Origin of the sequence: Flavobacterium frigoris PS1 (assembly GCF_000252125.1) — a bacterium.
GTDB lineage: Bacteria > Bacteroidota > Bacteroidia > Flavobacteriales > Flavobacteriaceae > Flavobacterium > Flavobacterium frigoris_A.
The window spans coordinates 137,746-163,319 of sequence record NZ_AHKF01000010.1 but is presented as its reverse complement, the minus strand read 5'-3'; the positions used below and the strand labels follow the sequence as shown (position 1 = coordinate 163,319).

The 25,574-nt window shown below is 33.4% G+C and carries 22 protein-coding genes and 1 tRNA gene; 18 read left to right on the top strand and 5 right to left on the bottom strand.

What is annotated here, in order from left to right; genetic code table 11:
• Positions 1–99: 99 nt before the first annotated feature.
• From rnr to HJ01_RS03090, 3 genes are read left to right on the top strand one after another with little or no spacing between them, the layout of a single operon-like run.
• Positions 100–2,289, top strand: coding sequence for a ribonuclease R (gene rnr, locus HJ01_RS03100; protein WP_007136828.1), 2,190 nt, complete (start codon positions 100–102; stop codon positions 2,287–2,289).
• A gap of 5 nt (positions 2,290–2,294) precedes the next feature.
• The gene (locus HJ01_RS03095; RefSeq protein ID WP_007136827.1) at positions 2,295–2,963 is read left to right on the top strand and encodes a head GIN domain-containing protein; all 669 of its coding nucleotides are present in this window, start codon (positions 2,295–2,297) and stop codon (positions 2,961–2,963) included.
• A 31-nt stretch (positions 2,964–2,994) separates the two neighbouring features.
• Positions 2,995–3,678: a LysE family translocator gene (locus HJ01_RS03090; RefSeq protein ID WP_007136826.1), complete on the top strand. Its 684-nt coding sequence runs from the start codon at positions 2,995–2,997 to the stop codon at positions 3,676–3,678.
• Positions 3,679–3,927: 249 nt separating this feature from the next.
• Here the strand turns inward: HJ01_RS03090 and HJ01_RS17610 are convergent.
• Both HJ01_RS17610 and folB read right to left on the bottom strand, forming a co-directional pair.
• Positions 3,928–3,998, bottom strand: a tRNA-Cys gene (locus HJ01_RS17610).
• 105 nt (positions 3,999–4,103) lie between these two features.
• Positions 4,104–4,463, bottom strand: coding sequence for a dihydroneopterin aldolase (gene folB, locus HJ01_RS03085; protein WP_007136825.1), 360 nt, complete (start codon positions 4,461–4,463; stop codon positions 4,104–4,106).
• A gap of 146 nt (positions 4,464–4,609) precedes the next feature.
• Here folB and HJ01_RS03080 point away from each other — a divergent pair, with 146 nt between their 5' ends.
• The 4 genes from HJ01_RS03080 to HJ01_RS03065 all read left to right on the top strand — a co-directional run bounded on the left by HJ01_RS03080 (position 4,610) and on the right by HJ01_RS03065 (position 7,982).
• Positions 4,610–6,712 carry a glutamine--tRNA ligase/YqeY domain fusion protein gene (locus HJ01_RS03080; protein WP_007136823.1) on the top strand — a complete coding sequence of 701 codons (2,103 nt, stop codon included), beginning with the start codon at positions 4,610–4,612 and terminating at the stop codon, positions 6,710–6,712.
• A gap of 306 nt (positions 6,713–7,018) precedes the next feature.
• Entirely contained in the window at positions 7,019–7,348 is a 330-nt protein-coding gene (locus tag HJ01_RS03075) for a YtxH domain-containing protein (RefSeq protein WP_007136822.1), read from the top strand.
• 28 nt (positions 7,349–7,376) lie between these two features.
• A complete protein-coding gene (locus tag HJ01_RS03070) occupies positions 7,377–7,727 on the top strand; it encodes a phage holin family protein (protein ID WP_007136821.1) in 351 nt (116 codons plus the stop codon).
• Positions 7,728–7,730: 3 nt separating this feature from the next.
• Positions 7,731–7,982, top strand: a complete 252-nt coding sequence (locus tag HJ01_RS03065; RefSeq protein ID WP_007136820.1) for a DUF6327 family protein — start codon at positions 7,731–7,733, stop codon at positions 7,980–7,982.
• A gap of 18 nt (positions 7,983–8,000) precedes the next feature.
• On the opposite strand, the gene HJ01_RS03060 is transcribed toward HJ01_RS03065, so the two are convergent.
• Positions 8,001–8,978 (bottom strand): SPFH domain-containing protein, encoded by a 978-nt coding sequence (locus HJ01_RS03060; RefSeq protein WP_007136819.1) that lies wholly within the window; start codon positions 8,976–8,978, stop codon positions 8,001–8,003.
• Between the two features lie 76 nt (positions 8,979–9,054).
• Here HJ01_RS03060 and HJ01_RS03055 point away from each other — a divergent pair, with 76 nt between their 5' ends.
• Entirely contained in the window at positions 9,055–9,696 is a 642-nt protein-coding gene (locus tag HJ01_RS03055) for an outer membrane beta-barrel protein (RefSeq protein WP_007136818.1), read from the top strand.
• A gap of 33 nt (positions 9,697–9,729) precedes the next feature.
• On the opposite strand, the gene gltX is transcribed toward HJ01_RS03055, so the two are convergent.
• Positions 9,730–11,235, bottom strand: a complete 1,506-nt coding sequence (gene gltX / locus HJ01_RS03050; RefSeq protein WP_007136817.1) for a glutamate--tRNA ligase — start codon at positions 11,233–11,235, stop codon at positions 9,730–9,732.
• A 153-nt stretch (positions 11,236–11,388) separates the two neighbouring features.
• Between gltX and HJ01_RS03045 the strand changes: the two genes are divergently transcribed.
• The 9 genes from HJ01_RS03045 to HJ01_RS03005 all read left to right on the top strand — a co-directional run bounded on the left by HJ01_RS03045 (position 11,389) and on the right by HJ01_RS03005 (position 23,953).
• Complete coding sequence (locus tag HJ01_RS03045; RefSeq protein ID WP_040473639.1) at positions 11,389–14,688, top strand: glutamyl-tRNA synthetase; 3,300 nt, start codon at positions 11,389–11,391, stop codon at positions 14,686–14,688.
• Entirely contained in the window at positions 14,685–15,104 is a 420-nt protein-coding gene (ybeY, locus tag HJ01_RS03040) for an rRNA maturation RNase YbeY (RefSeq protein ID WP_007136815.1), read from the top strand. The genes HJ01_RS03045 and ybeY overlap by 4 nt, the downstream gene beginning before the upstream one ends.
• Before the next feature lie 173 nt (positions 15,105–15,277).
• Positions 15,278–17,149: a tRNA uridine-5-carboxymethylaminomethyl(34) synthesis enzyme MnmG gene (gene mnmG, locus HJ01_RS03035; RefSeq protein ID WP_007136814.1), complete on the top strand. Its 1,872-nt coding sequence runs from the start codon at positions 15,278–15,280 to the stop codon at positions 17,147–17,149.
• 222 nt (positions 17,150–17,371) lie between these two features.
• A complete protein-coding gene (locus HJ01_RS03030; RefSeq protein WP_007136813.1) occupies positions 17,372–18,220 on the top strand; it encodes a class I SAM-dependent methyltransferase in 849 nt (282 codons plus the stop codon).
• A gap of 245 nt (positions 18,221–18,465) precedes the next feature.
• Entirely contained in the window at positions 18,466–19,053 is a 588-nt protein-coding gene (locus HJ01_RS03025) for an OmpH family outer membrane protein (protein ID WP_007136812.1), read from the top strand.
• Between the two features lie 220 nt (positions 19,054–19,273).
• The gene (locus tag HJ01_RS03020; RefSeq protein ID WP_007136811.1) at positions 19,274–21,547 is read left to right on the top strand and encodes a helix-turn-helix domain-containing protein; all 2,274 of its coding nucleotides are present in this window, start codon (positions 19,274–19,276) and stop codon (positions 21,545–21,547) included.
• A gap of 16 nt (positions 21,548–21,563) precedes the next feature.
• Entirely contained in the window at positions 21,564–22,088 is a 525-nt protein-coding gene (locus tag HJ01_RS03015; protein WP_007136810.1) for a hypothetical protein, read from the top strand.
• 118 nt (positions 22,089–22,206) lie between these two features.
• A complete protein-coding gene (locus tag HJ01_RS03010; RefSeq protein ID WP_007136809.1) occupies positions 22,207–22,611 on the top strand; it encodes an OsmC family protein in 405 nt (134 codons plus the stop codon).
• 127 nt (positions 22,612–22,738) lie between these two features.
• Entirely contained in the window at positions 22,739–23,953 is a 1,215-nt protein-coding gene (locus HJ01_RS03005; protein WP_040473674.1) for a multidrug effflux MFS transporter, read from the top strand.
• A gap of 227 nt (positions 23,954–24,180) precedes the next feature.
• Here HJ01_RS03005 and HJ01_RS03000 read toward each other — a convergent pair whose 3' ends face one another.
• Positions 24,181–24,813, bottom strand: coding sequence for an SDR family oxidoreductase (locus tag HJ01_RS03000; RefSeq protein WP_007136806.1), 633 nt, complete (start codon positions 24,811–24,813; stop codon positions 24,181–24,183).
• A gap of 179 nt (positions 24,814–24,992) precedes the next feature.
• On the opposite strand from HJ01_RS03000, the gene HJ01_RS02995 reads away from it, so the two are divergent.
• Complete coding sequence (locus HJ01_RS02995) at positions 24,993–25,556, top strand: TetR/AcrR family transcriptional regulator (RefSeq protein ID WP_007136805.1); 564 nt, start codon at positions 24,993–24,995, stop codon at positions 25,554–25,556.
• Positions 25,557–25,574 lie beyond the last annotated feature (18 nt).

Genomic DNA, 25,574 nt, shown 5'->3' with positions numbered 1-25,574 from the left:
ATACAACTATTCTTTAAAGTTATATTTTCTTTAAAACTGTGTCTTTTTCTTCATAACTGAGTAACTATTTTGTAATTTTCGACTTTTAAGAAAAGATTTATGAGTAAAAGATTAAGAAAGCCGGTAAAGAAAGAGAAAGATTTCTCTGAACAAATTATAAAAATATTATCGCAAAGTGCCAATAAAGCATTCAATTATAAACAAATAGGAGCAAAGCTCGAGTTAGACGATACCCAAAGTAGAAATCAAATAATAAAAGATTTGAAAATACTTGCAGGCCAAAACAAAATTATTGAATCCGAACCAGGAAAATATTTGATAAAAGCAGCTAGTAAAGAGTACTACGAAGGAAAGATTGACATGACAGGCCGTAAAACGGCTTACTTTGTTTGTGCTGAACTAGAAGAAGATGTATTTATTCCAACGAATAATTTAAATCATGCTTTAGATAAAGATATCGTGAAAGTATATGTTTACAACAAAAGAAAAGGTAAAAAGCCTGAAGGTGAGGTTATTGAAGTTTTAGAAAGAAATAAAACTGATTTTGTTGGAGTAATAGATATTCAAAAGAACTTCTCTTTTGTTTCTACTGCAAACCCAAAAATGTACACTGATATTTTTATTCCAAAAGATAAAATAGGCGAAGCAGAACAAGGCGATGTGGTATTAGTGCATATCGAAGATTGGCCTTCTAAAGCGGATAGTCCTTTTGGAAAAGTTATAAAAGTATTGGGGAAACCAGGAGAACATGATACTGAGATTCATGCTATTTTAGCTGAATACGGTTTACCATCTGAATTCCCAATTGAAGTCGAAACTTATGCACAAAAAATAGATACTTCGATTACAGAAGCTGAAATAGCTAAGCGTCGTGATATGCGTGATACGTTGACTTTCACAATTGACCCTAAAGATGCGAAAGATTTTGATGATGCCTTATCCTTTAAAAAATTAGAGAATGGTAATTACGAAATTGGTATTCACATTGCTGATGTTTCTTATTATCTGGAAGAGGGAACAATCCTGGATGATGAAGCATATCAACGTGCAACATCCGTTTATTTAGTTGATAGGGTGGTACCTATGTTACCTGAAGTTTTATCTAATTTTGCTTGTTCATTACGTCCACAAGAAGAAAAATATACTTTCTCTGCTGTTTTTGAAATAGATGATAAATGCAAGGTGATTAGCGAATGGTTTGGTCGAACAGTAATTTATTCAGATCAACGTTTTGCTTATGAAGAAGCACAATATATCATAGAAACGAAAGACGATACCATTCCGGAAGAAATTTCGATTACTGGTAGTTCGTATCAAGTTTCGCCAGAAATTGTCTCAGCAACGCTTAAATTAGATGAATTAGCTAAGATTTTTAGAAGAAAAAGAATGAACGATGGTGCGATTTCATTTGATAAAGTAGAAGTAAAATTCGACTTAAGTGATGAGGGAGAACCAGAAGGTGTTTATTTTAAAGTTTCTAAGGATGCTAATCATTTGATCGAAGAGTTCATGCTTTTAGCCAATAAGAAAGTGGCTGAATTCGTAGGAAAACAAAAGAAAACTTTCATTTATAGGATTCACGATGAACCAAACGAAGATAAACTTTTTGCGATGCAAGCAGTGATTGCTAAATTTGGACACAAAATTGATTTCAAACAAGGTTCTATTTCCCAAGCTTTGAACAAATTAATGGAAGATGTGAATGGAAAAAAAGAGCAAAATTTAATTGATACTTTAGCTATTCGTACTATGAGTAAAGCTAAGTATTCAACGGATAATATTGGTCATTACGGATTAGCTTTCGATTATTATTCTCATTTTACTTCACCAATTCGTCGTTATCCTGACGTTATGGTACATCGTTTGTTACAGTTTTATTTAGATGGAGCAAAATCTGCTGATGAGGAATTGTATGAAACCAAGTGTTTGCATTGTTCAACTATGGAAGGTTTAGCAACAAATGCTGAAAGAGATTCTATTAAATACATGCAGGTTAAATACATGCAAAACCATCAGGATCAGGAGTTTTTAGGTGTGATTTCAGGTGTAACCGAGTGGGGAATCTATGTTGAAATTATAGAAAACAAATGTGAAGGAATGGTCCGTATTCGTGATATAAAAGACGATTACTATACCTATGATGAAAAGCAATATGCATTGGTTGGAGCAACTTCCAATCAGTTATTACAATTAGGGGATGAAATCTTCGTTAAAGTTAAAAATGCCGATTTAGTTAAAAAACAATTGGATTTTAATTTTATAAGAAGAATCGACGAACCTTTAAAATAAAAAAAATGAAAAAAGTATTGATTTTAGTATTTGCTTTAGCTGCTCAAGCAACTTTTGCACAAGTAACCAAAAATTTAGGTGACTTTAATGAAGTAAAAGTTTTTGACAAGCTGAGCGTTAAGCTAATCCCAGCTTCAGAAAATAAAGTAGTTATTACTGGAAACAGGGAGAGTGAAGTGGAAGTGGTAAACAATAATGGCGAATTGAAATTAAGAATGCCTTTTCCAAAATTATTGTCAGGAGATGATGTTTCTATCAAACTGTATTTTGTAAACATTGAAGGAATTTCAGCTAGTGAAGGATCGTATGTCTCAGGAGAATCTGTTTTTAAGCAAACTATAATGGATTTGAATGCTAGGGAAGGAGCAGAGATAAATGTAGTATTAGATACACAAAAAGTAAATGTTAAGGCGGTTAGCGGTGGAATTATTCAATTATCTGGAGAAGCCGTTAATCAAGATGTAACAATTATGTCAGGTGGAGTTTTAAAGTCAAGAGAATTAATGACGTCTCAAACCTCAATAAACGTTTCTGCGGGAGGAAATGCTGAAATCAATGCTAGCACATTGGTAGATGCAAAAGTAAAAGCAGGTGGCTCTGTTTACATTTATGGTAAACCTAGACAAATTAATAAAGAAACTCTCTTTGGAGGAAAAATCGTAGAGAAGGAGTAATTAATTGTATTTTTGTTAAAAATTAATTTTAATGATAAACGATATTATATCCGGTATTCCTTGGGGGATTTTCTTGAGTTTTATGATCGGTCCTGTGTTTTTTATTTTGCTTGAAACTAGTATAATAAAAGGCTTTAGAGCAGCTATAGTTTTTGATTTCGGTGTTATTTTAGGAGACATTGTTTTCATTGCTATTGCCTATTTAGGGAGTTATAGATTAATTCAAAGTTTGAAAGATAAACCGGCTCTTTTTATTTTTGGTGGAATATTGATGTTATCCTATGGAATAATATCCTTTGTAAGTTTAAGAAAGGAAAAAAGGATAAACACTAAGGAAATAGACAACGAAATTATTAGAAATAACTATCTCAGTCTGTTTGTTAAAGGATTTTTTTTAAATATCATCAACATAGGAGTTTTAGGATTTTGGTTAGCAATAATCATTTCAATAGGTCCAAAAATGGAGATGGAAACTTCCAGAATGATCAGTTTTTTTAGTGCCGTAATTGTAACTTATCTGCTTGTCGATTGCGTTAAAATATTATTAGCCAAGCAATTAAAATCAAAAATGACACCTTCAAATATACTAAAAATTAAGAAAGGTATAAGCGTTGTATTAATGATTTTTGGTATCGTTCTGATAACACAAGGATGGTTTCCAAAAGAAAAAGAAATGGTTAAAAAGGCATTTCAAAATATAGAAAAACAAAACTAACTCTGTTTTTATAGATAAATTTAAACCGCTCAATTAGGGCGGTTTTTTTATGTTGATTTTTTTTTATTTTTTTATAAATGAATCTTACTTTCTAAATGTTTTAAATTTTTCTTAAAAATTATAGATAATATTACAATAGGTTTCGCTGAGTTCTCCTCAGGCAATGTAAGTATTCGAACCTATGCTTTATTTTATTTTTCTAAAAAATTAGACATAAAAAAAACCTTCAAATCACTTTGAAGGTTTTTGAGGCATCGTGCGGATTCGAACCGCAGTAGGAGCTTTTGCAGAGCCCAGCCTAGCCACTCGGCCACGACGCCATTGTTGAATGGATGGCAAAAGTACTTAAAAAGTTTAGAGTTTAAAAGCTTAAGTTTATAAAATTTCAAAAAAAGATTGTCTCTCGTCAAACAACTAGTGTTCGTTTAACTTCTGTACTCTTCTAATTCAACGGTAACCGATTCAACATCACCACCAATAGGAGGGTTTAACTTAGAAACTGCCAAAAGAATTCTTGATACTTCAGGAATCTCACTAAATACTCTAGTGATTATTCTTTGGGCAACATGTTCTAATAAATGAGATCGAATTTCCATTTCTTCGACGACAATAGCATTTAAAAGCACATAATCTACGGTATCTTCTAAATTATCTGAAACACATGATTTTCTTAAATCTGTCTTTATTTCCAGATCAACTGAATAATCAGAACCAATTTTTCCTTCTTCGATAAGACAACCATGATAAGAATAAGTGCGTATATTTTTTAATTTTATAGTTCCCATTTTAATGTATTTGTTAATGTGGTTGTTCGTTTATTCGATAAAAGTACGAATAATTTCTTTTTTTGGTTACCAATACAAAAGAAACAACTTACCGATTAATCGTTTGCACGACATTTTTGATAACTTTGCTTCTTTAATATAACAACATGTCTACAGAAGAAAAATCATTACATTTCATAGAACAAATAATTGAGGAAAATTTAGCTAGCGGTTTTCCGCAGGATCAGTTGCGCTTTCGTTTTCCTCCAGAACCTAATGGTTATTTACACATTGGCCATGCTAAATCTATTTGTTTAAATTTTGGTTTGGGATTAAAATATAATGCGCCTGTTAACTTGCGTTTTGACGATACCAATCCAGCCAAAGAGGAGCAGGAGTATGTAGATGCAATCAAAGAAGATTTACAGTGGTTGGGTTTTAATTGGTCAGAAGAATTGTATTCTTCTGATTATTTTCAGCAGTTATATGATTGGGCGATTACCATGATTAAAAATGGAAAAGCTTACATAGATAGTCAATCTTCTGAAGATATGGCTACTCAAAAAGGAACTCCAACTCAGGCAGGTATTGACGGTCCTTATAGAAATCGTTCTGTTGCCGAGAATTTGACTTTATTTGAAGGAATGAAAAATGGTGATTTTCCTGAAGGAAGCCATGTTTTGCGTGCTAAAATTGATATGAAATCAACTAATATGTTAATGCGTGATCCATTGATGTATCGTATTTTACATCGCCATCATCACAGGACTGGTAATCAATGGAATATTTATCCTATGTATGATTATGCTCATGGTGAAAGTGATTATATAGAGCAAGTTTCACATTCGATATGTACTCTAGAGTTTGTGATGCATCGCGAGTTGTACAATTGGTTTTTAGACCAAATTTATGATGATAGCAAGGTTAGACCACATCAATATGAATTTGCACGTTTGAACTTGAATTATACTGTAATGAGCAAGCGAAAACTATTGCAATTAGTTCAAGAAAATATTGTTAATGGTTGGGATGATCCTAGAATGCCTACCATTTCAGGTTTGAGACGTCGTGGATATACTCCAAATGCTATTCGGAAATTTTGTGATATTATTGGTGTGGCCAAACGTGAAAACGTAATTGATGTTTCGCTTTTAGAATTTTGCTTACGCGAAGATTTAAATAAAACTGCTCCTAGAGTAATGGCTGTTTTAGATCCAGTTAAGGTAGTTATTACAAATTATCCATCTGATAAAATTGAATGGCTGGAAGCTGAAAATAATCAGGAAGATGAAAGTGCCGGGTTCAGAGAGGTTCCTTTCTCAGCTGAATTATACATAGAAAGGGAAGATTTCTTAGAAGTAGCACCGCCCAAGTTTTTTAGGTTAAGCCTTGGAAACGAGGTCCGACTGAAAAATGGATATATTATCAAAGGAGAGAGTGTTGTAAAAGACGCTGAGGGTAAAATTACAGAAATCCATGTTACTTATGATGAAGACAGCCGAAGCGGTAGTGGGAGTGAAGCTTCACAAAGGAAAGTTGCTGGTACTCTACATTGGGTTTCATTAAAGCATGCTGTTGAGGCAGAGATTCGCTTGTATGACCGTTTGTTTACTGATGAGGCTCCAGACAGTCATAAAGGTAAGAACTTCCTTGATTTTATGAATACAAACTCTCTTGAAATTGTAAAAGGATTTGTAGAACCTAGCTTAGTAACCGTTAATTCTGGTGATAAATTTCAATTTCAACGTTTGGGTTATTTTAATGTTGATAAAGACAGTAAAGAAGGCAAATTAGTGTTCAACAAAACCGTCGGATTGAAAGATGCGTGGGAAGAAAAAGGTAAGAAAGAAGCTAATTTGTTGATGAATACCCAAAAGGAAATCAATAAATATGTAAAAGAGAAAGATAGTGACAATGCAAATTTGTTGTTAAAAAGCATAGTTGAGAACATAAAAAGTATTGACAATTTCAGTTTGATAAATCAAACGGTAATCAAGAATGTAAAAAATGACAATAATTCTTTATTGTTTGCTAATTTAATTTTGGCAAATTCTGATAATGTTCAGACAAAAGACATTGAATTGGAAGTATTGACAAAACTGTATTCGATGTCATTGAAAAGTCAATTGGCAGCAGTTCGAATTGTAGCGATTCAGATTTTAGCAAACGACACTATTAATTTAGAGGATTTCAAAACGCAACTTTTAGAATTAAAAAGTAAAGAAAAGAATGAAAATGTTTTAAGTTTATTAAGTGATTTAAATATTTAGATTTTTTTTAGGAGTATAGATTTTAGCAATAAAAAACGTCTTTTTTAGGCGTTTTTTTTATTATTGAATATTACTATTATTTTTTATTTTAATATAATATTTATCGATTAAAAACGGCTTTTATAAAGCATTTTTAAAGCCGTTTTATTTCTTTTCCCTTATGTTGTATAGATATTAAGCGTTTATAGTCGCAATTGTCTTTATTTTAAGTTTTGGCTTTATTAGAATTCACTTTAACGGCTTATTAACAAGTGCGTGTTAATAAATATCGTATTTTTAAAGTATTAATAACTAAAATCAAATAATATGTCAAATAATGCTGGAAATACGTTAATAGCTCTAATTGGAGGAGTGGCAATAGGTGCTGGAATAGGAATTTTATTTGCTCCAGCCAAAGGTGAAAAAACTAGGGAAAAAATTAAGGACGGTTATAAAGAGACCAAAAAAGATTTGAAGTATAAATATGAAAACCTAACATCTGAAATGAAAGAGACACTATCAACTGCTAAGTTAGATTTAGATGAAACGTATGGAGAGATACTTTCTGATATGAGTCATAAAACAGAAGATGTAATTTCTTTTCTTGAAATAAAATTGGCTGAATTAAAAGAGCAAAATGCCAGGCTTCAAAAATAAAAGAAATAGAATATTAAAAAATTAAAATATGGCTTTTGAGGATTTAAAAGAAAATTCAGAGAATATTCAGGAACATGTCACTAAATACATAGAAAATAATCTTGAGTATTATAAGTTACGTAGTTTTAAGATGGCGATGAAGTCAACTACAGCATTTTTAAAATTTTCATTAATTTTATTGGGTATCGCTATGGTTTTATTCTTTTGTTCATTTGCTTTAGCTTTTGCTATTGGAAATTATTTTGAGAGCTACCCATTAGGATTTTTAATTGTAGGAGGAATTTATCTTTTCTTTACAATACTATTATTTTTTATAAAATATAATATTGTTGAAGGACCTCTTTTAGAAAAATTCTCAGAAATATTTTTTAACGACTAAACTATGAGAACAAAAAAATATTCATCATACGCTCAGATTGATAGGGAATTAGAAATATTAAAGATTGAAAGGGAATTAAGCCTTCAAAAACTTCATTTTGAAATACAAGATGTAAAGGAAAATTTAGAACCAAAAAACATAGTAAGAGGTATCATAGGGTCTTATACACCTATTATACTAGGACCTTACGGAAAGATTATAGGTTTAGTAATTCCATTTATAAAAAATTGGATATTTAAAAAAAGAGGCCGTTAAGCCTCTTTTTTTTTATTATTATATTTCTTCTTCAGGATCTTCTTCCTTAGCAGGTTGAATCTCTCTAGCTTCTTTCTTAGCTTGCTTTCTACTCGTTTTTTTCATCATTTCTCCCACTTGATTCGATGCACTAAAAGAAGCGACCATATTATTTAGCATTTCGCTTCCAGCCTGTGGTGAGTTAGGTAGTAAAATTAAATTAGAATTTGTGTCGGCACCAATGGCTTGTAAAGTATCATAATGTTGAGTAACAACAATAAGGGCAGAGGCCTCTTGCGAGTTGATACCAACTCTATTCAATACATCCACACTTTCTACCAGTCCTCTTGCAATCTCTCTTCTTTGATCAGCAATACCCTGTCCTTGTAGACGTTTGCTTTCCGCTTCTGCCTTGGCTTTAGCAACAATTCTAATTCTAGATGCTTCTGCTTCAAATTCAGCAACCGTTTTTTCTCTATCGGCTGCATTAATTCTGTTCATGGCATTTTTAACTTGAATGTCTGGATCAATATCAGTAACTAAAGTATTGATAATCGTATAACCATAAGTAGTCATTGCCTCATTCAATTCGCTTTTTACCGCAATAGCAATATCATCTTTTCTTTCAAAAACATCATCTAGTTTTAACTTTGGAACTTCTGCGCGAACAACATCAAATACGTATGAGGTTATTTGATCGTGTGCGTACTCAAGTTTGTAGAAGGCGTCATAAACAGTGTCTTTAATAACCATAAACTGAACAGAAACTTTAAGTTTCACAAATACATTGTCTTTAGTTTTGGTTTCAATAATAACATCCAATTGTTGAATTTTTAAATTGACACGGCCCGCAACTCTGTCAATTAAAGGGATTTTTAGGTGTAATCCAGATTGTCTCACACTGTGAAACTTACCAAATCGCTCTATTATTACTGAGGTTTGTTGTCTAACAGTAAAGAAGGAGGACAGCAAGATGAAGAATCCTAACACAAGAATAATAAGTAATGCAATGTTCATAATTGTATAATTTAGTTTAAAAATTACTGTTAAATTACAAAAAAACTTTAGGTTTGTAATAGATTAATATCATTTTATGAAAAAGCTTTACACAACCTATGTTTTACTATTGATCTCGTTCACAGCGGCGGCACAATATGGTTATCGGGATTCCAACAGAATTGGAATTAACTTTGGTATAAACCAGTTTACTTTGAATACTAATAATTTTCAAACTAAACCTGCATTGGGGTGGGATGCTGGATTATCAATAAGAGGTAATTTTTATAATAGTTGGGATATGGTTTATGGTATTCAGTTTAGTGAGAATAATTTTTCTGTGGCTACAAAAAATAATATTTTAGCAAATGAGGATGTAAATCTAAAATTAGCGTCAGCACAAATTTCATTACAATTGAGTTATGTCGTGGTTGAAAACACATTAAGTATTGAGTTTGGGCCAGTTGTTCAGGTGGGTGGCAAATTCAAATCTGAGTATAATAAAGAAAATAATACTATTTCAGGTACCACTTTGGTTGTTAAGGATATTGAAGACATTTCAAAATTTAATTTTTATCCATGCGCAGGCATAACTGCGGGAGTTAAACATTTTCGTTTAAATATTTCCTATCAGTATGGAATTAATAATATGCTTAAAAATTTAAATACTAAGAATCTGGGTTATGATTTTAAAGGTAATCCTGGAATTTTAAATGGGAATATTATTCTTTACTTATAAAAAAGTCCCGAGATTATCGGGACTTTTAATTTTTTATAAACTTGCTATTGCTTTTTGTATTCGTTGAATCGTTTCTTGTTTTCCAATTACTTCAACAATATCAAATAGGTGAGGACCTTTGAGGGCGCCAACTAAACTCAAACGAAATGGTTGCATTACTTTACCCATTCCAATTTCGTTTTTCGTCATCCAATCTTTTACAATTGTTTCGATATTCATAGACGTGAAATCTGTTATTTCTTCAACAACCGAAATCAATTCTTGCATTAATGCAGGTGTTTCAGCTTTCCAATTTTTTCTTGCTTTTTCATCATATTCTGTAGGAGCAACAAAAAAGAAATCACTCAAGTCCCAAAATTCAGAAATAAAATTAGCTCTCTCTTTAATTAAAGAAACCACTTTTGTCGCAACATTGTCATCAACAGTAAATCCTTTTTCTACCAATATAGGAGTGAAGGCTTGCGCCAAAGAGGCATCTTCTTGCTTGATTAAATGTTGGTGATTGAACCATTTGTTTTTTTCTGGGTCAAATTTTGCTCCGGCTTTATGAACTCTGTTCAAGTCAAAAGCTGCTACTAATTCTTCTAAACTATATAATTCTTTGTCCGTTCCATCATTCCATCCTAATAAAGCCAAAAAGTTAACAACAGCTTCTGGAAAGAATCCTTTCTCTCTATAACCAGATGAAATTCCTTCTTCCGTTTTCCATTCTAGTGGAAATACCGGAAAACCTAATTTGTCTCCGTCACGTTTTGATAGCTTTCCGTTTCCAATTGGTTTCAAAATCAATGGCAGATGTGCAAATTCAGGTGCATCCCAACCAAATGCTCTGTATAATAAAACGTGCAACGGCATAGATGGCAACCATTCTTCTCCACGAATAACATGTGAGGTTTCCATTAAATGGTCATCAACAATATTCGCTAAATGATACGTTGGCATACCATCGCTTTTAAACAAAACTTTATCGTCTAAAAGATTCGTGTCAAATTTTACTTCACCACGGATAATGTCTTGCAAATGTAAAGTTTCGTTTACAGGAGTTTTAAAACGGATCACATAATGTTCTCCATTAGCAATACGTTTAGCTGTTTCTTCTGCCGAAATCACTAAAGAAGTATCTAGTTTTTCTCTGTTAGTATGATTGTATATGAACGTTTTTCCTTGTTCTTCTTCAGATTTTCTAAAAGCATCTAAAGCTTCTGATGTATCAAAAGCATAATAAGCCCAATCTGAATTTATTAATTGTTCAGCATATCCTTTGTATAGATGTTTTCTTTCGCTTTGACGGTAAGGGCCAAATTTTTCGTTCTTTCCAATGGTTTCATCAGGTGCAATTCCTAACCATTCTAAAGCTTCCATTATGTATGCTTCCGCTCCTGGAACATAACGATTTTGGTCGGTATCTTCAATTCTAAGATAGAAAGTACCTCCATTTTTTTTGGCAAACAAATAATTAAATAATGCGGTACGAACACCACCGATATGTAAAGGTCCTGTAGGACTTGGTGCAAAACGCACTCGAACTTGCTTCGACATTTTTATAAATTTTGGTTCAAAGATACAAATCCAACGCTAAAACGGATTGATTGAAAAGAGGTTAATTTTCAATTGATTAAATTCCAGTTTTTTTAACTTTTCTTTATTCATATAAATTGTTACATTTATTGGTTATATAAAGCAATATAAATCGTGGAAGCAGCAAATATCATCTATCTTAAGTTAGAAGCTTTTATTAAAAAGTTTTACGTCAACGAACTGATACGGGGAATAGTATTTTTTATTGGTTTGGGATTATTGTATTTTCTTTTTACTCTTTTTATAGAATATTTTCTTTGGCTAAAACCCCTGGGACGAACATTGTTATTTTGGACATTTGTTGCAGTCGAGGTTTTCATGCTTTTTCGTTTTATTTTTTTTCCAGTATTTAAATTATATAAGTTTCAAAAAGGCATCGATTACGATCAGGCTTCGGTTATTATAGGAAACCACTTTGGCGATGTCAATGACACATTAACTAATTTTCTACAGCTTTCTAATTCTAATAATAGAAAGGATAATTCAGAATTGTTAGTAGCTTCGATAGATCAAAAAGCTAATGCATTGCAGCCAATTCCTTTTAGTAATGCTGTCGATTTTAAGTCTAACAAAAAATATTTGCCAGTAGCTTTGGCTCCGATATTGTTTTTTTCGGTCTTTTACTTAACGGGAAATAATGAGATGATTTCTCAAAGTTTAAATAGAGTAGTGCATTTTAATTCTAGTTTTTTGGCGCCAGCTCCTTTTGATTTTGTCATATTGAACAACAATTTGAAAACCGAGCAAAATAAGGATTTTGTGCTAAAGCTTAAAACAGTTGGTAAAGTAGTTCCAGAAAATGTAATGATATTCATTGACGATGAAAGTTATTTTTTAGAAAATACGTCGCCAGGTGAGTTTCAGTTTAAAATTGTAAAGCCCAGTAGTGATGTTTCATTTTATGTTAAAGGGAATTCTGTTTCTTCTAGAGATTATTTACTAAAGGTGATTCAAGTTCCTTCTATTTCTAACTTTAAAATGGATTTAGACTTTCCGTCTTATCTAAATAGAAAGGCAGAATCTATAAACGGAACAGGGAATGCCGTCATTCCAGAAGGGACACGAGTGACATGGAAAATGGATACAGATGCTACTCAGAAAGTCGAGTGGATGGCTGAGAAATCTACTTTTCCTTTTGTAAGAGCTGAAAATGTATTCTCATTATCTAGAAATGTCTTTCAAAATACAGATTATCAAATTGTTACTTCAAATGATAAGGTTGAAAACTATGAAAAGTTGAATTATCAGCTGTCAGTAGTTAAAGATCAGTATCCTTCTATACAAGTAAGGAATGCTCCAGACAGTTTGAATGTGGCTAAGGACTATATTTTAGGTCAATTGTCAGATGATTATGGAATTTCTAAATTGCAGGTTGTTTATTATCCAATGAATAAACCTGAATCTGCCAAACGTGGAACAATAGCGGTAAAGTCGTCGACTTTTCAACAATTTGTATTTTCTTTTCCTAGTACGCTTCGAGTAGAGCAGGGAATTTCTTATGAGTATTATTTTGAGGTTTTTGATAATGATGCCATTCATAGAAACAAAAGTACGAAGTCATCCGTTTTCTCTGATCGAATTGCAACTGACGAAGAAAAACAAGATGAAGTATTTCAACAGCAAAATGAGAATATTAATAGCTTGCAAAAGTCTATTAAAACACAAGACAAACAAATTGCTGATATAGAAAAGCTTCAAAAATCGGGTAAGGAAAAAGATCAGTTTGAATTTAAGGAGCAACAAAATGTGAAAGATTTTCTTCAACATCAAAAAAAACAAGATGAGATGATGAGGGAATTTACAGCTAAGATGAAGAAAAATTTAGATGAATTTAAGTCGGATTCAAAAGATGAGTTTAAAGACGATTTAAAAAAGAGATTGGAAAATGCCAATACCGATTTAGAGAAAAACCAAAAGCTGTTGGATGAGTTAAAAGAATTGAATGACAAAATCAAGAACGAAGAGCTATTGAACAAATTAGATAAATTCAAGCAAAATAGTAAAAATCAAATTAAGAATTTGGCTCAATTGGTTGAATTAACCAAGAAGTATTATGTGGAGAAAAAAGCAGAACAGTTAGCTGACAAATTGGATAAACTTGGAGATAAACAGGATAAATTAACGGAAAGTGACAAAGAGAATTCATTGGATAAACAAAAGGATGTTACGGCAGATTTTGAAAAACTGAAAGAAGAATTAAGGTCGCTTGAAAAGGAAAACAAGGAATTGAAATCTCCTATGGATCTTCCTAAGGATGGTGCAGCAGAAAAAAGTATTACTGATGATTTGAAGAAAGCTTCAGAAGAACTGCAGAAGGATAATAAAAATGATGCGAAAAGTAAACAAAAGTCGGCGGCAAAGAAATTGAAATCCATGGCGCAAAAAATGGGGGAGAGTTTAGCAGGAAATGAAAAGGAACAAATGGAGGAAGATGTAAAAATGCTGCGGCAAATCCTCGACAATCTTTTGGCTTTTTCTTTGACACAAGAACAGGTTATGTCACAATTTAGTGATCTAAGAAGAGGTTCACCTGCTTTCAATAAAAACATACGTTTTCAGCAGGATTTAAAACAGCAGTTCAAACATGTTGATGATAGTTTGTTTGCGCTTTCGTTGCGTAACCCAAAGATAGCTGAAGATATTACCAAAGAGATAGGGAATGTGCAATACAATATTGACAAATCTCTTGAGAGCCTTTCTGATGCGCAAATACCAAAAGGACTTTCCCATCAGCAATATGCAATAGCAGGGGCCAACAAATTAGGCGATTTCCTAAGCGAATTATTAGGTAATATGCAAAATTCCTTGTCAGGCATGGGAGAAGGAAAGCCTAAACCAGGTAGTGGTGAAGGAATGCAATTGCCTGATATTATTAAAAAACAGGAAGGTCTTGGAGACAGGATAAAGGAAGGAATGAAGAAAGGTGAAAAGCCAGGAGATGGGGTAAAAGACGATAACGGTGATGGCAGTAAAAGCGGAAAAGGAGATTCTCAAGGTGGTGATGAAGGCGATGCGGAAGCAATAATAGAAATTTATAAGGAACAAAAACTACTTCGAGAAGCGCTTGAAAAGGAATTAAAGAAGCAAGGCATGGAAGGAAGTGGGGGAAGTGCTTTGGAACAAATGAAGCAATTAGAAAAGCAATTATTGAATAAAGGTTTTAAAAATGAGACACTTCAAAAGATCTTAAATATTAAGCAAGAATTATTGAAGTTGAAGACTGCTTTGCAACAGCAAGGGGAGGAAAGTAAAAGGCAATCAGAATCAAATAAAAGGGAGTTTAGCAATCAATCCAAAGTACTGCCAGATGCTTTGTTAGATTATTTGAATAGCATTGAGATATTAAACAGACAATCATTACCTTTGCGCTCCAATTTCAACCTAAAGGTTCAAGAATATTTTAATAAAAAATGATCAATTTTAATTACGAAAGTGACTTTAACTTAGATAAAGAAGAAGCTGTTGCCGCTTGGATATCTGCAGTTATAGTATCAGAAAACAAGAAAGAAGGTGAGATAAGCTATATCTTCTGTGATGACGAATATCTACACAAAATCAATCTTGAATATTTGAACCATGATAATTTGACTGATATTATCAGTTTTGATTATACTGTAGGAAACGAAATTAATGGAGACATATTCATCTCTGTAGAACGTGTCCAAGACAATGCTAATGACTTTAACGTTTCTTTTGAAGTCGAGTTGAAGCGAGTAATGGCGCATGGTATTTTACACTACTGCGGATACAAGGATAAAGGAGAAGTAGACGAGCGGTTAATGCGTTCGAAGGAAGACGAGAAGTTGTCGATGTTCCACGTGGAACAGTAAGCAACAGATTCATTTCGAAAAGAGAATGTTTCACGTGGAACATCGTGAAATAAATACAGGTCAGCAATGAAGTTCCGATAGGAACTTAAATTAAATTCAGATTTTGACGACAGCTTTTATACTTGTTGTCTGGATCGAACTCCCGGTAATCGGGAACAAATTCATAAAGATAAATGTTTCAAGAAGAATACGATGTAATTGTAGTTGGTGCTGGTCACGCGGGTTCTGAAGCCGCTGCCGCTGCCGCTAATCTTGGTTCGAAAACCTTATTGGTTACAATGAGCCTTCAAAATATCGCGCAAATGTCATGCAATCCTGCTATGGGCGGAATTGCGAAAGGGCAGATAGTTCGTGAGATTGATGCCTTAGGCGGATACTCTGGAATTGTTTCAGATAGGACTGCTATTCAATTTAAGATGTTGAATAAATCTAAAGGTCCTGCTATGTGGTCTCCAAGGGTGCAGAGTGATCGTATGCGTTTTGCTGAAGAGTGGCGAATGATGTTAGAAGGAACTCCTAACCTTGATTTTTACCAAGAGATGGTACAGGGCTTGATTATCGAAGGTGGAAAAGTAAAAGGAATTCGTACTGCGCTTGGAATTGAAATTAAAGCGAAGTCAGTAGTTTTGACAAATGGTACTTTCTTGAATGGATTAATTCATATTGGAGAAAAGCAATTCGGCGGGGGTAGAGCTGGCGAAAGCGCAGCTTATGGCATTACCGAAGATTTAGTAAATGCAGGATTTGAATCTGGTAGAATGAAAACTGGAACGCCTCCTAGAGTGGATGGTCGTTCTTTGGATTTTACTAAAATGAACGAGGAAAAAGGAGATGCTAAGCCAGATAAGTTTTCTTATTCTGATTTAACTACACCTTTGATTCATCAGAGATCTTGTCATATGACATATACTTCTTTGGATGTTCATGATATTTTAAGAGAAGGTTTCGATCGTTCTCCTATGTTTAACGGTCGTATCAAAAGTATGGGACCAAGATATTGTCCGTCCATAGAAGATAAAATAAATCGTTTTGCAGATAAAGAAAGACATCAGTTGTTTATTGAGCCGGAGGGTTGGAAGACTTGTGAGGTTTATGTGAATGGTTTTTCAACTTCGCTTCCTGCGGATATACAGTATAAAGCAATGAAATCTGTTGCGGGATTTGAAAACGTAAAATTCCTTCGTGCTGGTTACGCGATCGAGTATGATTATTTTCCACCAACACAATTAAAACATACATTAGAAACGAAGTTAGTTGAAGGATTATATTTCGCTGGTCAGATAAATGGAACGACAGGATATGAAGAAGCAGCTTCTCAAGGTTTGATGGCAGGAATCAATGCGCATTTAAAAGTGCATGAGAAAGCGCCGTTAATTTTGAAAAGAGATGAAGCTTATATAGGAGTTTTAATTGATGACTTAATTACTAAAGGTACAGAAGAGCCTTATAGAATGTTTACTTCTCGAGCAGAATACAGAACGCTCTTGCGTCAGGATAATGCTGATTTCAGATTAACACCTATGGGTCATGAAATAGGTTTGGCTTCTGAAAAGCGTCTACGTCGCATGGAGCATAAGTTGAAGGAGTCTGAAAAAATGGTTTCGTTCTTTAGAGAAACTAGTGTTTCGGTTGCAGAGGCTAATCCTATTTTAGAATCAAAAGAAACGGCACTTATTACGCAAGGAGATAAATTATTTAAAGTGTTTTCTCGACCTCAAATAGATTTGCAAGATGTAATGAAATTCGAAAAGGTAAAAACGTATGTAGAACAAAATGAGGTGGACCAGGAAATTTTGGAACAAGCAGAAATCCAAGTTAAGTATTCAGGTTATATTGAAAAGGAAAGAAACAATGCTGATAAGTTAACTCGTTTAGAAGACGTGAAAATCCCTGAGGATTTTGATTATCATAAAATCAAATCAATGTCTATTGAAGCCAAACAAAAACTGACTAAAATTAGACCAATCACTATTTCTCAAGCATCAAGAATAAGTGGAGTATCTCCAAGTGATATTTCGGTATTGTTGATATACATGGGAAGATAAGTTTTGTGATTGCAGATGTTGGATTAACGTTCTTTGATTTTAGTCTTTAATCAAGCACATAGAATCTTAAATCTCAAATCAATTTGTTCCACGTGAAACTATCTCCAAAAGCCTTGCTATGGCTGAATAGTTTTAAAATAAAATATAATGATGCCCTGAAAACATTTTTTAATATTTTCAGGGTTTAATGCTAAAAACCATAAAACACATATAATTTAATTGATGGACATTTCAAATAAAAAACATTTCCTCACCGTAAAAGACCATTCTGTTTCTAAAGAAACATTTGATTTGTACCATGACCAAACAATGGATATGTTGATAACCTATCCGCAACCCAGTTTAGAGAACTTGGGTAAGTATTACGAAAGTGTAGATTACATTTCGCATACGGACAGCAAAAGGTCCTTGTTCGAAAAAGCCTACCACTTTGTAAAAAGCATAGCGCTAAAAAATAAATTGAATCTGATCAATTCACTTCAACCAAACAAAGGAAGAATTTTGGATATTGGTGCTGGGACGGGAGATTTTTTATCTGTTGCAAAACAAAACGGTTGGCAGATAATAGGAGTAGAGCCAAGCAAAAAAGCAAAAGCGATAGCCATAAAAAAAGAAGTTTCATTTGTCGAAGATACAGCAGAATTAGAAAATCATTCTTTTGATGTGATTACTATGTGGCATGTTTTAGAACATGTGCCTGATTTAGATAATCAGATAAAAGAGTTGAAACGATTATTAAAACCAAACGGTTCATTAATTGTGGCGGTTCCAAATTTCAAATCTTTCGATGCAAAACATTATGGTGCTTTTTGGGCTGCCTATGATGTACCAATTCATTTTTGGCATTTCTCTAAAAAAGCAGTAAAATCACTTTTCGAAAAAGAAGGAATGGAATTAGAAAAAGTGCTTCCTATGAAATTTGATTCTTTTTATGTGAGCTTGCTTTCAGAAAAATACAAATCAGGGAAAATGAATTTTATAAAAGCATTTTTTGTAGGCTTACAGTCAAACTGGAATGCAAAACGGAATTTTGAATATTCATCACACATTTATGTGCTAAAAAACAAGTAAAATCGATTTTAAGGCGCTTTTAAGGATTGTTTTTTGAGTTAAATACGGATTATGTATCCGTTTTCTAGAAACGAGCCCATTTTAGCGCTGATAAAGCCATTTTTTATAAATCGAAATTATGCTTTAGCATTTTTCGATAGTAAAATCTAATAGTATAAATAATTGGTAATTTTCAAACTTTATGAGGATACTACCTAATTTTTTATATTTTTGTCTCAAACACTTTAAATTACAAATAAACCAAAATGAAAAAAGTATTATTAATCATCGCAATTTCTATTTCAGTTGTTGCATGTAACAAAACTGGAGAAGTTAAAGAAGTAAAAACAGCTTATGTAGATACTTCGGTATTAATGAAAGAATATACAGAAGCAAAAGATCTTGAAGCAAAATACAAAGCACAGTCTGAAGAAAAAGGAAGACAGTTAGAAGCAGAAATTAATCGTTTCAAACAAGATGCTGCTAACTTTCAAAGTCAAGCACAAGCAAACGGTCAAGAATGGGCTCAAAAAAAGGGAGCTGAATTGCAAAAAAGAGAGCAACAATTGAGTTATGCTCAACAAGCTTTGGCGCAACAATTGCAACAAGAAAGCGGAAGTGAAATGGATACTTTAGTAAGTGGTGTGAAAAAATTCATCAAAGCTTACGGTAAGGAAAAAGGATACGCTTATATCTATGGTACAGGAGATGCTGCATCTGTTTTGTATGCTGAAGAAAAGTATGATATCACTAAAGATATCGTGAAAGCTTTAAATGACAAATACAAAACTGCTGCTAAAACAGAAGATAAAGTAGAAGAGAAAACTGAAGCTAAAACAGAAGAGAAAAAATAATCTCTCGGTTTTTTAATCATAGCAATGCCTTTATTCTACTTTTAGAATAAAGGCATTGCTTTTTATAGTGCACTTATATCCTTAATATTGGTTCTATATTTTTAGTCGATATTATTTTTCGGACTATAAAAAAGTTACTTTTACTACGCTTTAATTCAACTCATTTTAAGAGAAGTTTTGAAGCCTTTCAAAAAATATTTCTATTTAATCTATCCGCCTAATGCAAGCCATATCCGAAGCCGCAGAATACACCTTACAATTTATTAATCAAACACAACGGTCTGTATTTTTGACTGGTAAAGCAGGTACGGGAAAGACTACGCTTTTACGTGAAATTATTGCGACCACACATAAGAACACGGTGGTAGTAGCACCTACTGGTATTGCTGCGCTAAATGCTGGAGGTGTGACGATACATTCTATGTTTCAATTGCCTTTCGGCGGATTTATACCTTCGTTTAATGTTGAATCTCAGTTTACTGAAACCGTAAAATTCGAGTCAAAGGATACTTTGCGCAGGCATTTTAAAATGGGCGGGCTGAAAAAATCAGTGATTCGAAACATGGAACTGCTGGTTATTGATGAAGTGAGTATGCTTCGTGCTGATTTGTTGGATGCCATGGATTATATGATGCAGACGGTTCGCAAGAAGACCACACCTTTTGGTGGGGTACAGGTTTTGTACATAGGAGATTTATTGCAATTGCCTCCGGTGATTCGGGATGAGGAGTGGCGAACTTTACGTGCCTATTACAAAGGGAAATTCTTTTTTCATTCGCATGTAGTGCAACAAAATCCACCGTTGTATATTGAATTATCAAAAATTTTCCGTCAGACGGATACTACATTTATTTCAGTTTTGAATAATTTACGTAACAACCAAATCACTCCTGAAGATATTCAGGTGCTGAACAAATATGTTAAACCTGATTTTGATTTAAAGGCGAATAAAGGATATATAACCTTGACTACGCATAATGCAAAAGCGGATACGATGAATTCGCAGGCTTTGCATGATTTAAAAGGAGAGTTGATTACTTACAAACCGGATGTTGTGGGTGATTTTCCTGAAAAAATATTTCCGATTGAAGAAAACCTAAAGCTCAAAATAGGAGCACAGATTATGTTTGTGAAAAACGACTTGTCTATTGATAAGAACTATTTTAATGGCAAGATGGGAATTATCAAGTCGTTGTCAAGCCAAGAAATTCTTGTACATTTTCCAGAGGAAGACAAGACCATAGAAGTGGAGAAATACGAATGGCAAAACATTCGCTACAAGGTAGATCAGGCAACTAAGGAAATTGAAGAAGAGGTTTTGGGGACTTTTGTGCATTATCCAATCAAATTAGCATGGGCAATTACAGTTCACAAAAGTCAAGGTCTTACTTTTGACAAAGCTGCAATTGATGTTTCGCAGGTTTTTATGCCAGGACAAGCATATGTTGCTTTATCGCGTTTGCGTTCGTTAGAAGGACTTATTTTACTCTCTCCGTTGCGTATGAACGGCATTTCTAATGACCAGGATGTGATGGATTACTCGCTAAATAAAGCTTCAGAGGAATTGTTAAAAAATTCATTGCATTTCGAAACCAAAAATTTCATTCATAATTACTTGATTAACAGTTTTGATTGGGCTGATTTGGCACAAGAATGGCGCAACCACAAGTTCAGTTATTCAGAAAAATCAGAAAGTTCAGAGAAATCAAAACATTCCGTTTGGGCAGCGAAACAGTTAATAGCCATCGATTCGTTATTGGATCCATCTAAAAAATTTATACATCAGCTCAATAAAATCTTCAACTCTGAAACGGTTGATTTGATTCATGTATCAGAAAGGATTCAAGCGGCTTTGGGTTATTTCCTGAAACCCATGGATGATTTAGTTTTTGAGATCTTGTGGAAACTCGAGGAGGTGAAGCGCATTAAGAAAGTGAAAGCATTTTATGACGAGCTAATTGTATTGGAAGAATTACAGACCAAAGCTGTTTTGCGATTGATGAAAGCCAAATTACTGATTGAAACCGTGGTGGCAGGAGAGCCTATTTCGAAAGAAAAATTGACTTCTGACGAAATAAAAAAATACGTCAGTAGAAAAACGGAGGCGATCCAAAATCAATTCAAGAAAGTGCATGTCACTTTAATTGAAGACGAAAAAGACTTGGAGCGCTACACTTCAAAGAAAAAAACGGATAGTAAAGCGCCCAAAAAATCGACTGTAGAGATCACTTATGAGCTTTGGATTGACAAGAATTCTATCCAGGACATTGCGACAATTAGGAAATTAACCACCCAAACCATCGAAAGTCATTTAGTGAAGTTGATTCAATCTAAAAAAGTAAGTGTTCAGGACATAATGCCACAAGATAAAATCAAGGAATTAGGGGAAGCCTTCAAGCATTACAAAGAAGAATCACTGACGGCTATGAAAGATCAATTCGGGGAGAAATATTCTTGGGATGAATTGAGAATGTTCAAAGCAAGTTTGAATTAGGCCTAAAACAATCACTATGAAAAAAATTGTACTGACTTTAATAATTATATTGTTCATTTTTTCTTGCAAAGAAAACACAGAGAATTCTCCTTCAGTTAATTTAGATAACAAACTAGAAAGTACTGCTGATAAACCAGTTGTGCAAAATACGGTAAAGAATCAAAAAGCAGACTCCTTAAATGTTGATAGTATAAGTCCCGTCATAGATCATTATATCTGTTTCAGAGACGATAAAGTAGCTTCAAGAATGATATGGTTAAGTTATACAGATAAAGGAGATGCGATCCAAATTAAATACAAAGGCCAAAAAGCGCCGATAGATTTAATTTTTATTAGAGAAGAATTTACTAAAGCTGGTGCGCATCCCACAATTATAAAATACTATTCTGAAAAAATAGCCACAGAGGTTAACGGAGAATATAAAGTAACACATTCAGGAAATTGGGATTATGTGGAATATACAAGAGGCAAAGATGACAAAAAGTTTAACTTTACAATTGACTTTGATTCCAATCCTTATGGTAAAGAAGCTTGTTTTTAGACTTGTTTTTATGGAATAGCTAAAGTACATTAGAGTATTAAGAACCAATAATTATCATTTGTGAACATAGTCTTCATGAATATAAATCACATTACTAAGTACTAAAACCAATCACTTTATGAACTATTCTGTCAAAGCAAGTATTTCCTCAAATAAAGATGCAGGGGTACATATCAAAGAATCTGAGATTAGTTTTGGGATTTCTCCCCATACAGAAGCTAGTTTGCCTAATCCAGCCGAATTATTTTTAGGTTCCTTTTCAGCTTGTATTCTGAAAAATGTAGCTCGTTTTTCTGTTATGATGAATTTTGAATATTCAAGTGCTGAATTAACGGTAAATGCTGTGCGACTTGAAAAACCACCAAGAATGGATGAAATACAGTATGAATTGATCATTTACAGTCAAGACGATAGTTTAAATATTGATTTACTTCAGAAGAATGTTGAGAAGTTCGGAACGATATTTAACACGGTTAAGGCTTGTTGTACAGTCAATGGTACAGTAAAAAAAATAAAGAGCTAAGAAGAAGAACCAAACGATTCTAAATTAGCTTTTTAAATAAAGCGCTGCAGCTAACGTTTCATAATCTATGATTCTTAGATTTATGTTAAACAATGCAGAAACCAATTCAAAACCTTATTTTTGCAGGATGCAAAAAAAAATTAAGACTTCTCAATTTGAGTTTGTCGCACTTATGGCTTCCCTAATGTCCGTGGTGGCTTTAGCAATCGATGCTTTATTACCAGCGCTTGAGATTATTGGTATATCAATTGGTACTACAAATGTTGTTGATAATCAATTACTCATTACAATGATTTTCCTTGGACTTGGATTTGGGCCTTTAATTTTTGGTCCGCTTTCTGATAGTTTAGGGAGAAAACCAGTAGTTTATATGGGTTTTGCCTTGTTTATTGGCGCCAGTTTTATATGTGTAAACGCCACAAGTTTAGAAATGATGGTTTTAGGAAGGATATTGCAAGGAATTGGTCTTTCGGCTCCTAGAACCATAAGTATCGCCATTATTCGCGACATGTATAGCGGAGATTATATGGCTAGAATTATGTCATTTGTCACGGTTGTTTTTATACTCGTTCCTGTGGTTGCACCAGCCTTGGGTAAATTTGTCCTTGATTACTTCAACTGGCATGGGATTTTTTATATTCAGGTCGTGATTAGTATATTGGTTTCATTCTGGTTTTGGAAACGACAGCCAGAGACTTTATCTATTGAGAACAAGAAAGTTTTTTCCAAAAAAGGATTTATAGGAGAGTTTAAAGAATTGCTCAAATTCAAGAAAACTATAGGTTTTACTGTTATCTCAGGCTTTATTACCGGATCTTTTATGGTGTATTTGAGTAGTTCGCAACAAATATTCCAGAATCAATATAATCTTGAGGAAGAATTTCCATACATATTCGCCGGATTGGCAATAGCAATTGGCGCGGCTGTTTTTTCAAATGGCGTTTTGGTTTTAAAATACGGAATGGAAAAATTAATTACTGTAGCTCTAGTTTCTTTCTTCGTAGTTTCGGCGACCTATGTTTCCTTATTTTATAATACACCGAATCCTGACGTGCGTATTTTGTTGCTGTTTTTTGGATTGCAATTTTTTAGTATTGGTTTCCTTTTCGGGAATGTACGTGCCATGGCCATGGAACCCGTTGGACACATTGCTGGAATAGCTGCTGCAGTAACGGGTTTTATTTCTACAATTATGGCTGTTCCTATCAGTATTTTTATTGGCCGATTCATTAAAGAAACAGCGTTGCCACTCTTTGTTGGTTTTTCAATATGCTCCGCTTTGGCCGTTAGTTTGCTTATTTATTTAAAAATAGACGAAAAACGATCTAATATAAGTTCCTAAAACAGAATGCAATTGTGAAAATAGCAGAGGAAGAACTTGAATATGTTTGCGTTTTATCTCATGGCAATAAACTAAATTTAGATACATTTTATAATTCCGTCGCGGCTCAAGATCACATAAAAAACCCGCAAGAACTTTAGTCTATAAAGTCCTTGCAGGTTTTTATTTTGAATCAATAATTGTATTCTCTTTCTCTTATCAATCTAAATTGCGTAATAAATATTGTCTTAACTAACTTTATGCAATGCTTTCTGGATTGAAGTATCTCCTTTGATAATTTCGAAAGTGGCATTTGCAGCCGTTTTGTCTTCTAAGCTTTGCACTAATGTTTGTGCAACATCGGCTCTACTGATTTCACCATGTTTGTTTAACTTTTGCTCTAGTTCAATCATTTCTAATTGAGAGTCATTCGTCAAAGTTCCTGGTCTGACAATGCTATAGCTTAAACCACTATTTTTTAAATATTCATCGGCATTGTGTTTTGCTTTTAAATAGTCTTGCAGCTGAGTTGCTTCTTCAGGTTTGTCAGCTCCCATAGAACTCAACATTACAAATTTCTTGATATTTGCTTTTTTAGAGGCATCAATTAATTTTTTAGCGCCTTCTTGATCGACTCCTATCACATTTTTTCCCGCTGAACCCGCGGCAAATATTACCCGGTCAATAGGACTAGTAAAAACGGGATTAACGTCAGCTTCTAAATCACCTAATACAGTTTGAATGTTTTGGTCCGTGAAATAGGCTTGTTGATCCTCTTTTCTAACCATTGCGATAGGGTTATAATGTTGAGATTTATTTAAAATGTCTACTATTTTTTTTCCTGTGGTGCCATTAGCACCTGCTACTAATATATTTTCCATAGTCTAAATTTACGAAAAGTTATTACAGTAAAGGCTAATGAAACAAGCGTTTAACTTTAGTTTATTACTTTTTAACATTCTTTAAGAGATGGGATTTGTGATTTAGGTAAGTTAAAAGTTTCCAAATAATTTTTCTATTTCAAAGCAGTTGCTTAGTTTTGTATCGAATTATAAAAGTAATGGCAAGAAGTAAACAATATAGTGAACAAGAAGTAATAGAAAAAGCAATGTCTTTGTTCTGGCGCAATGGGTATGAGAATACCTCCGTTCGTATGTTGGAGAAAGAAATGGGCATTAACCAGTTCTCTATCTATTCAAGTTTTGGTAGTAAACACGGGGTTTTCTTAGAAAGCTTAAAATGTTATAAAAGCAAAGTCTTTTCTATTTTCGAAAAATTACAAAACGGGACTGACGGTGTCAATGATATCAAAGCATTTTTCTATGATTCAGTACGTATTCCAACCGAAATGGGAAGTAATAAAGGTTGCTTATTGACGAACACTTATAATGAATTTGCTGATACTGAAGATCAATTGATACAAGATCAAATGACTGATTTCATGAATAATCTAAAATCGATTTTCATAGAGAAATTAAAGACGGATAAATCGAAAGACGAAACAACCGTTGATAAGCAAGCCAACTATCTATTGTTAGCAAAACATGGTTTAGCCGCCGCATCAAGAGTAAACAACAAACAAGAAATCGAAGACTATATTGAATTAACTTTCAGTAACATCTAAGTTTTTTTTTGACAAAAA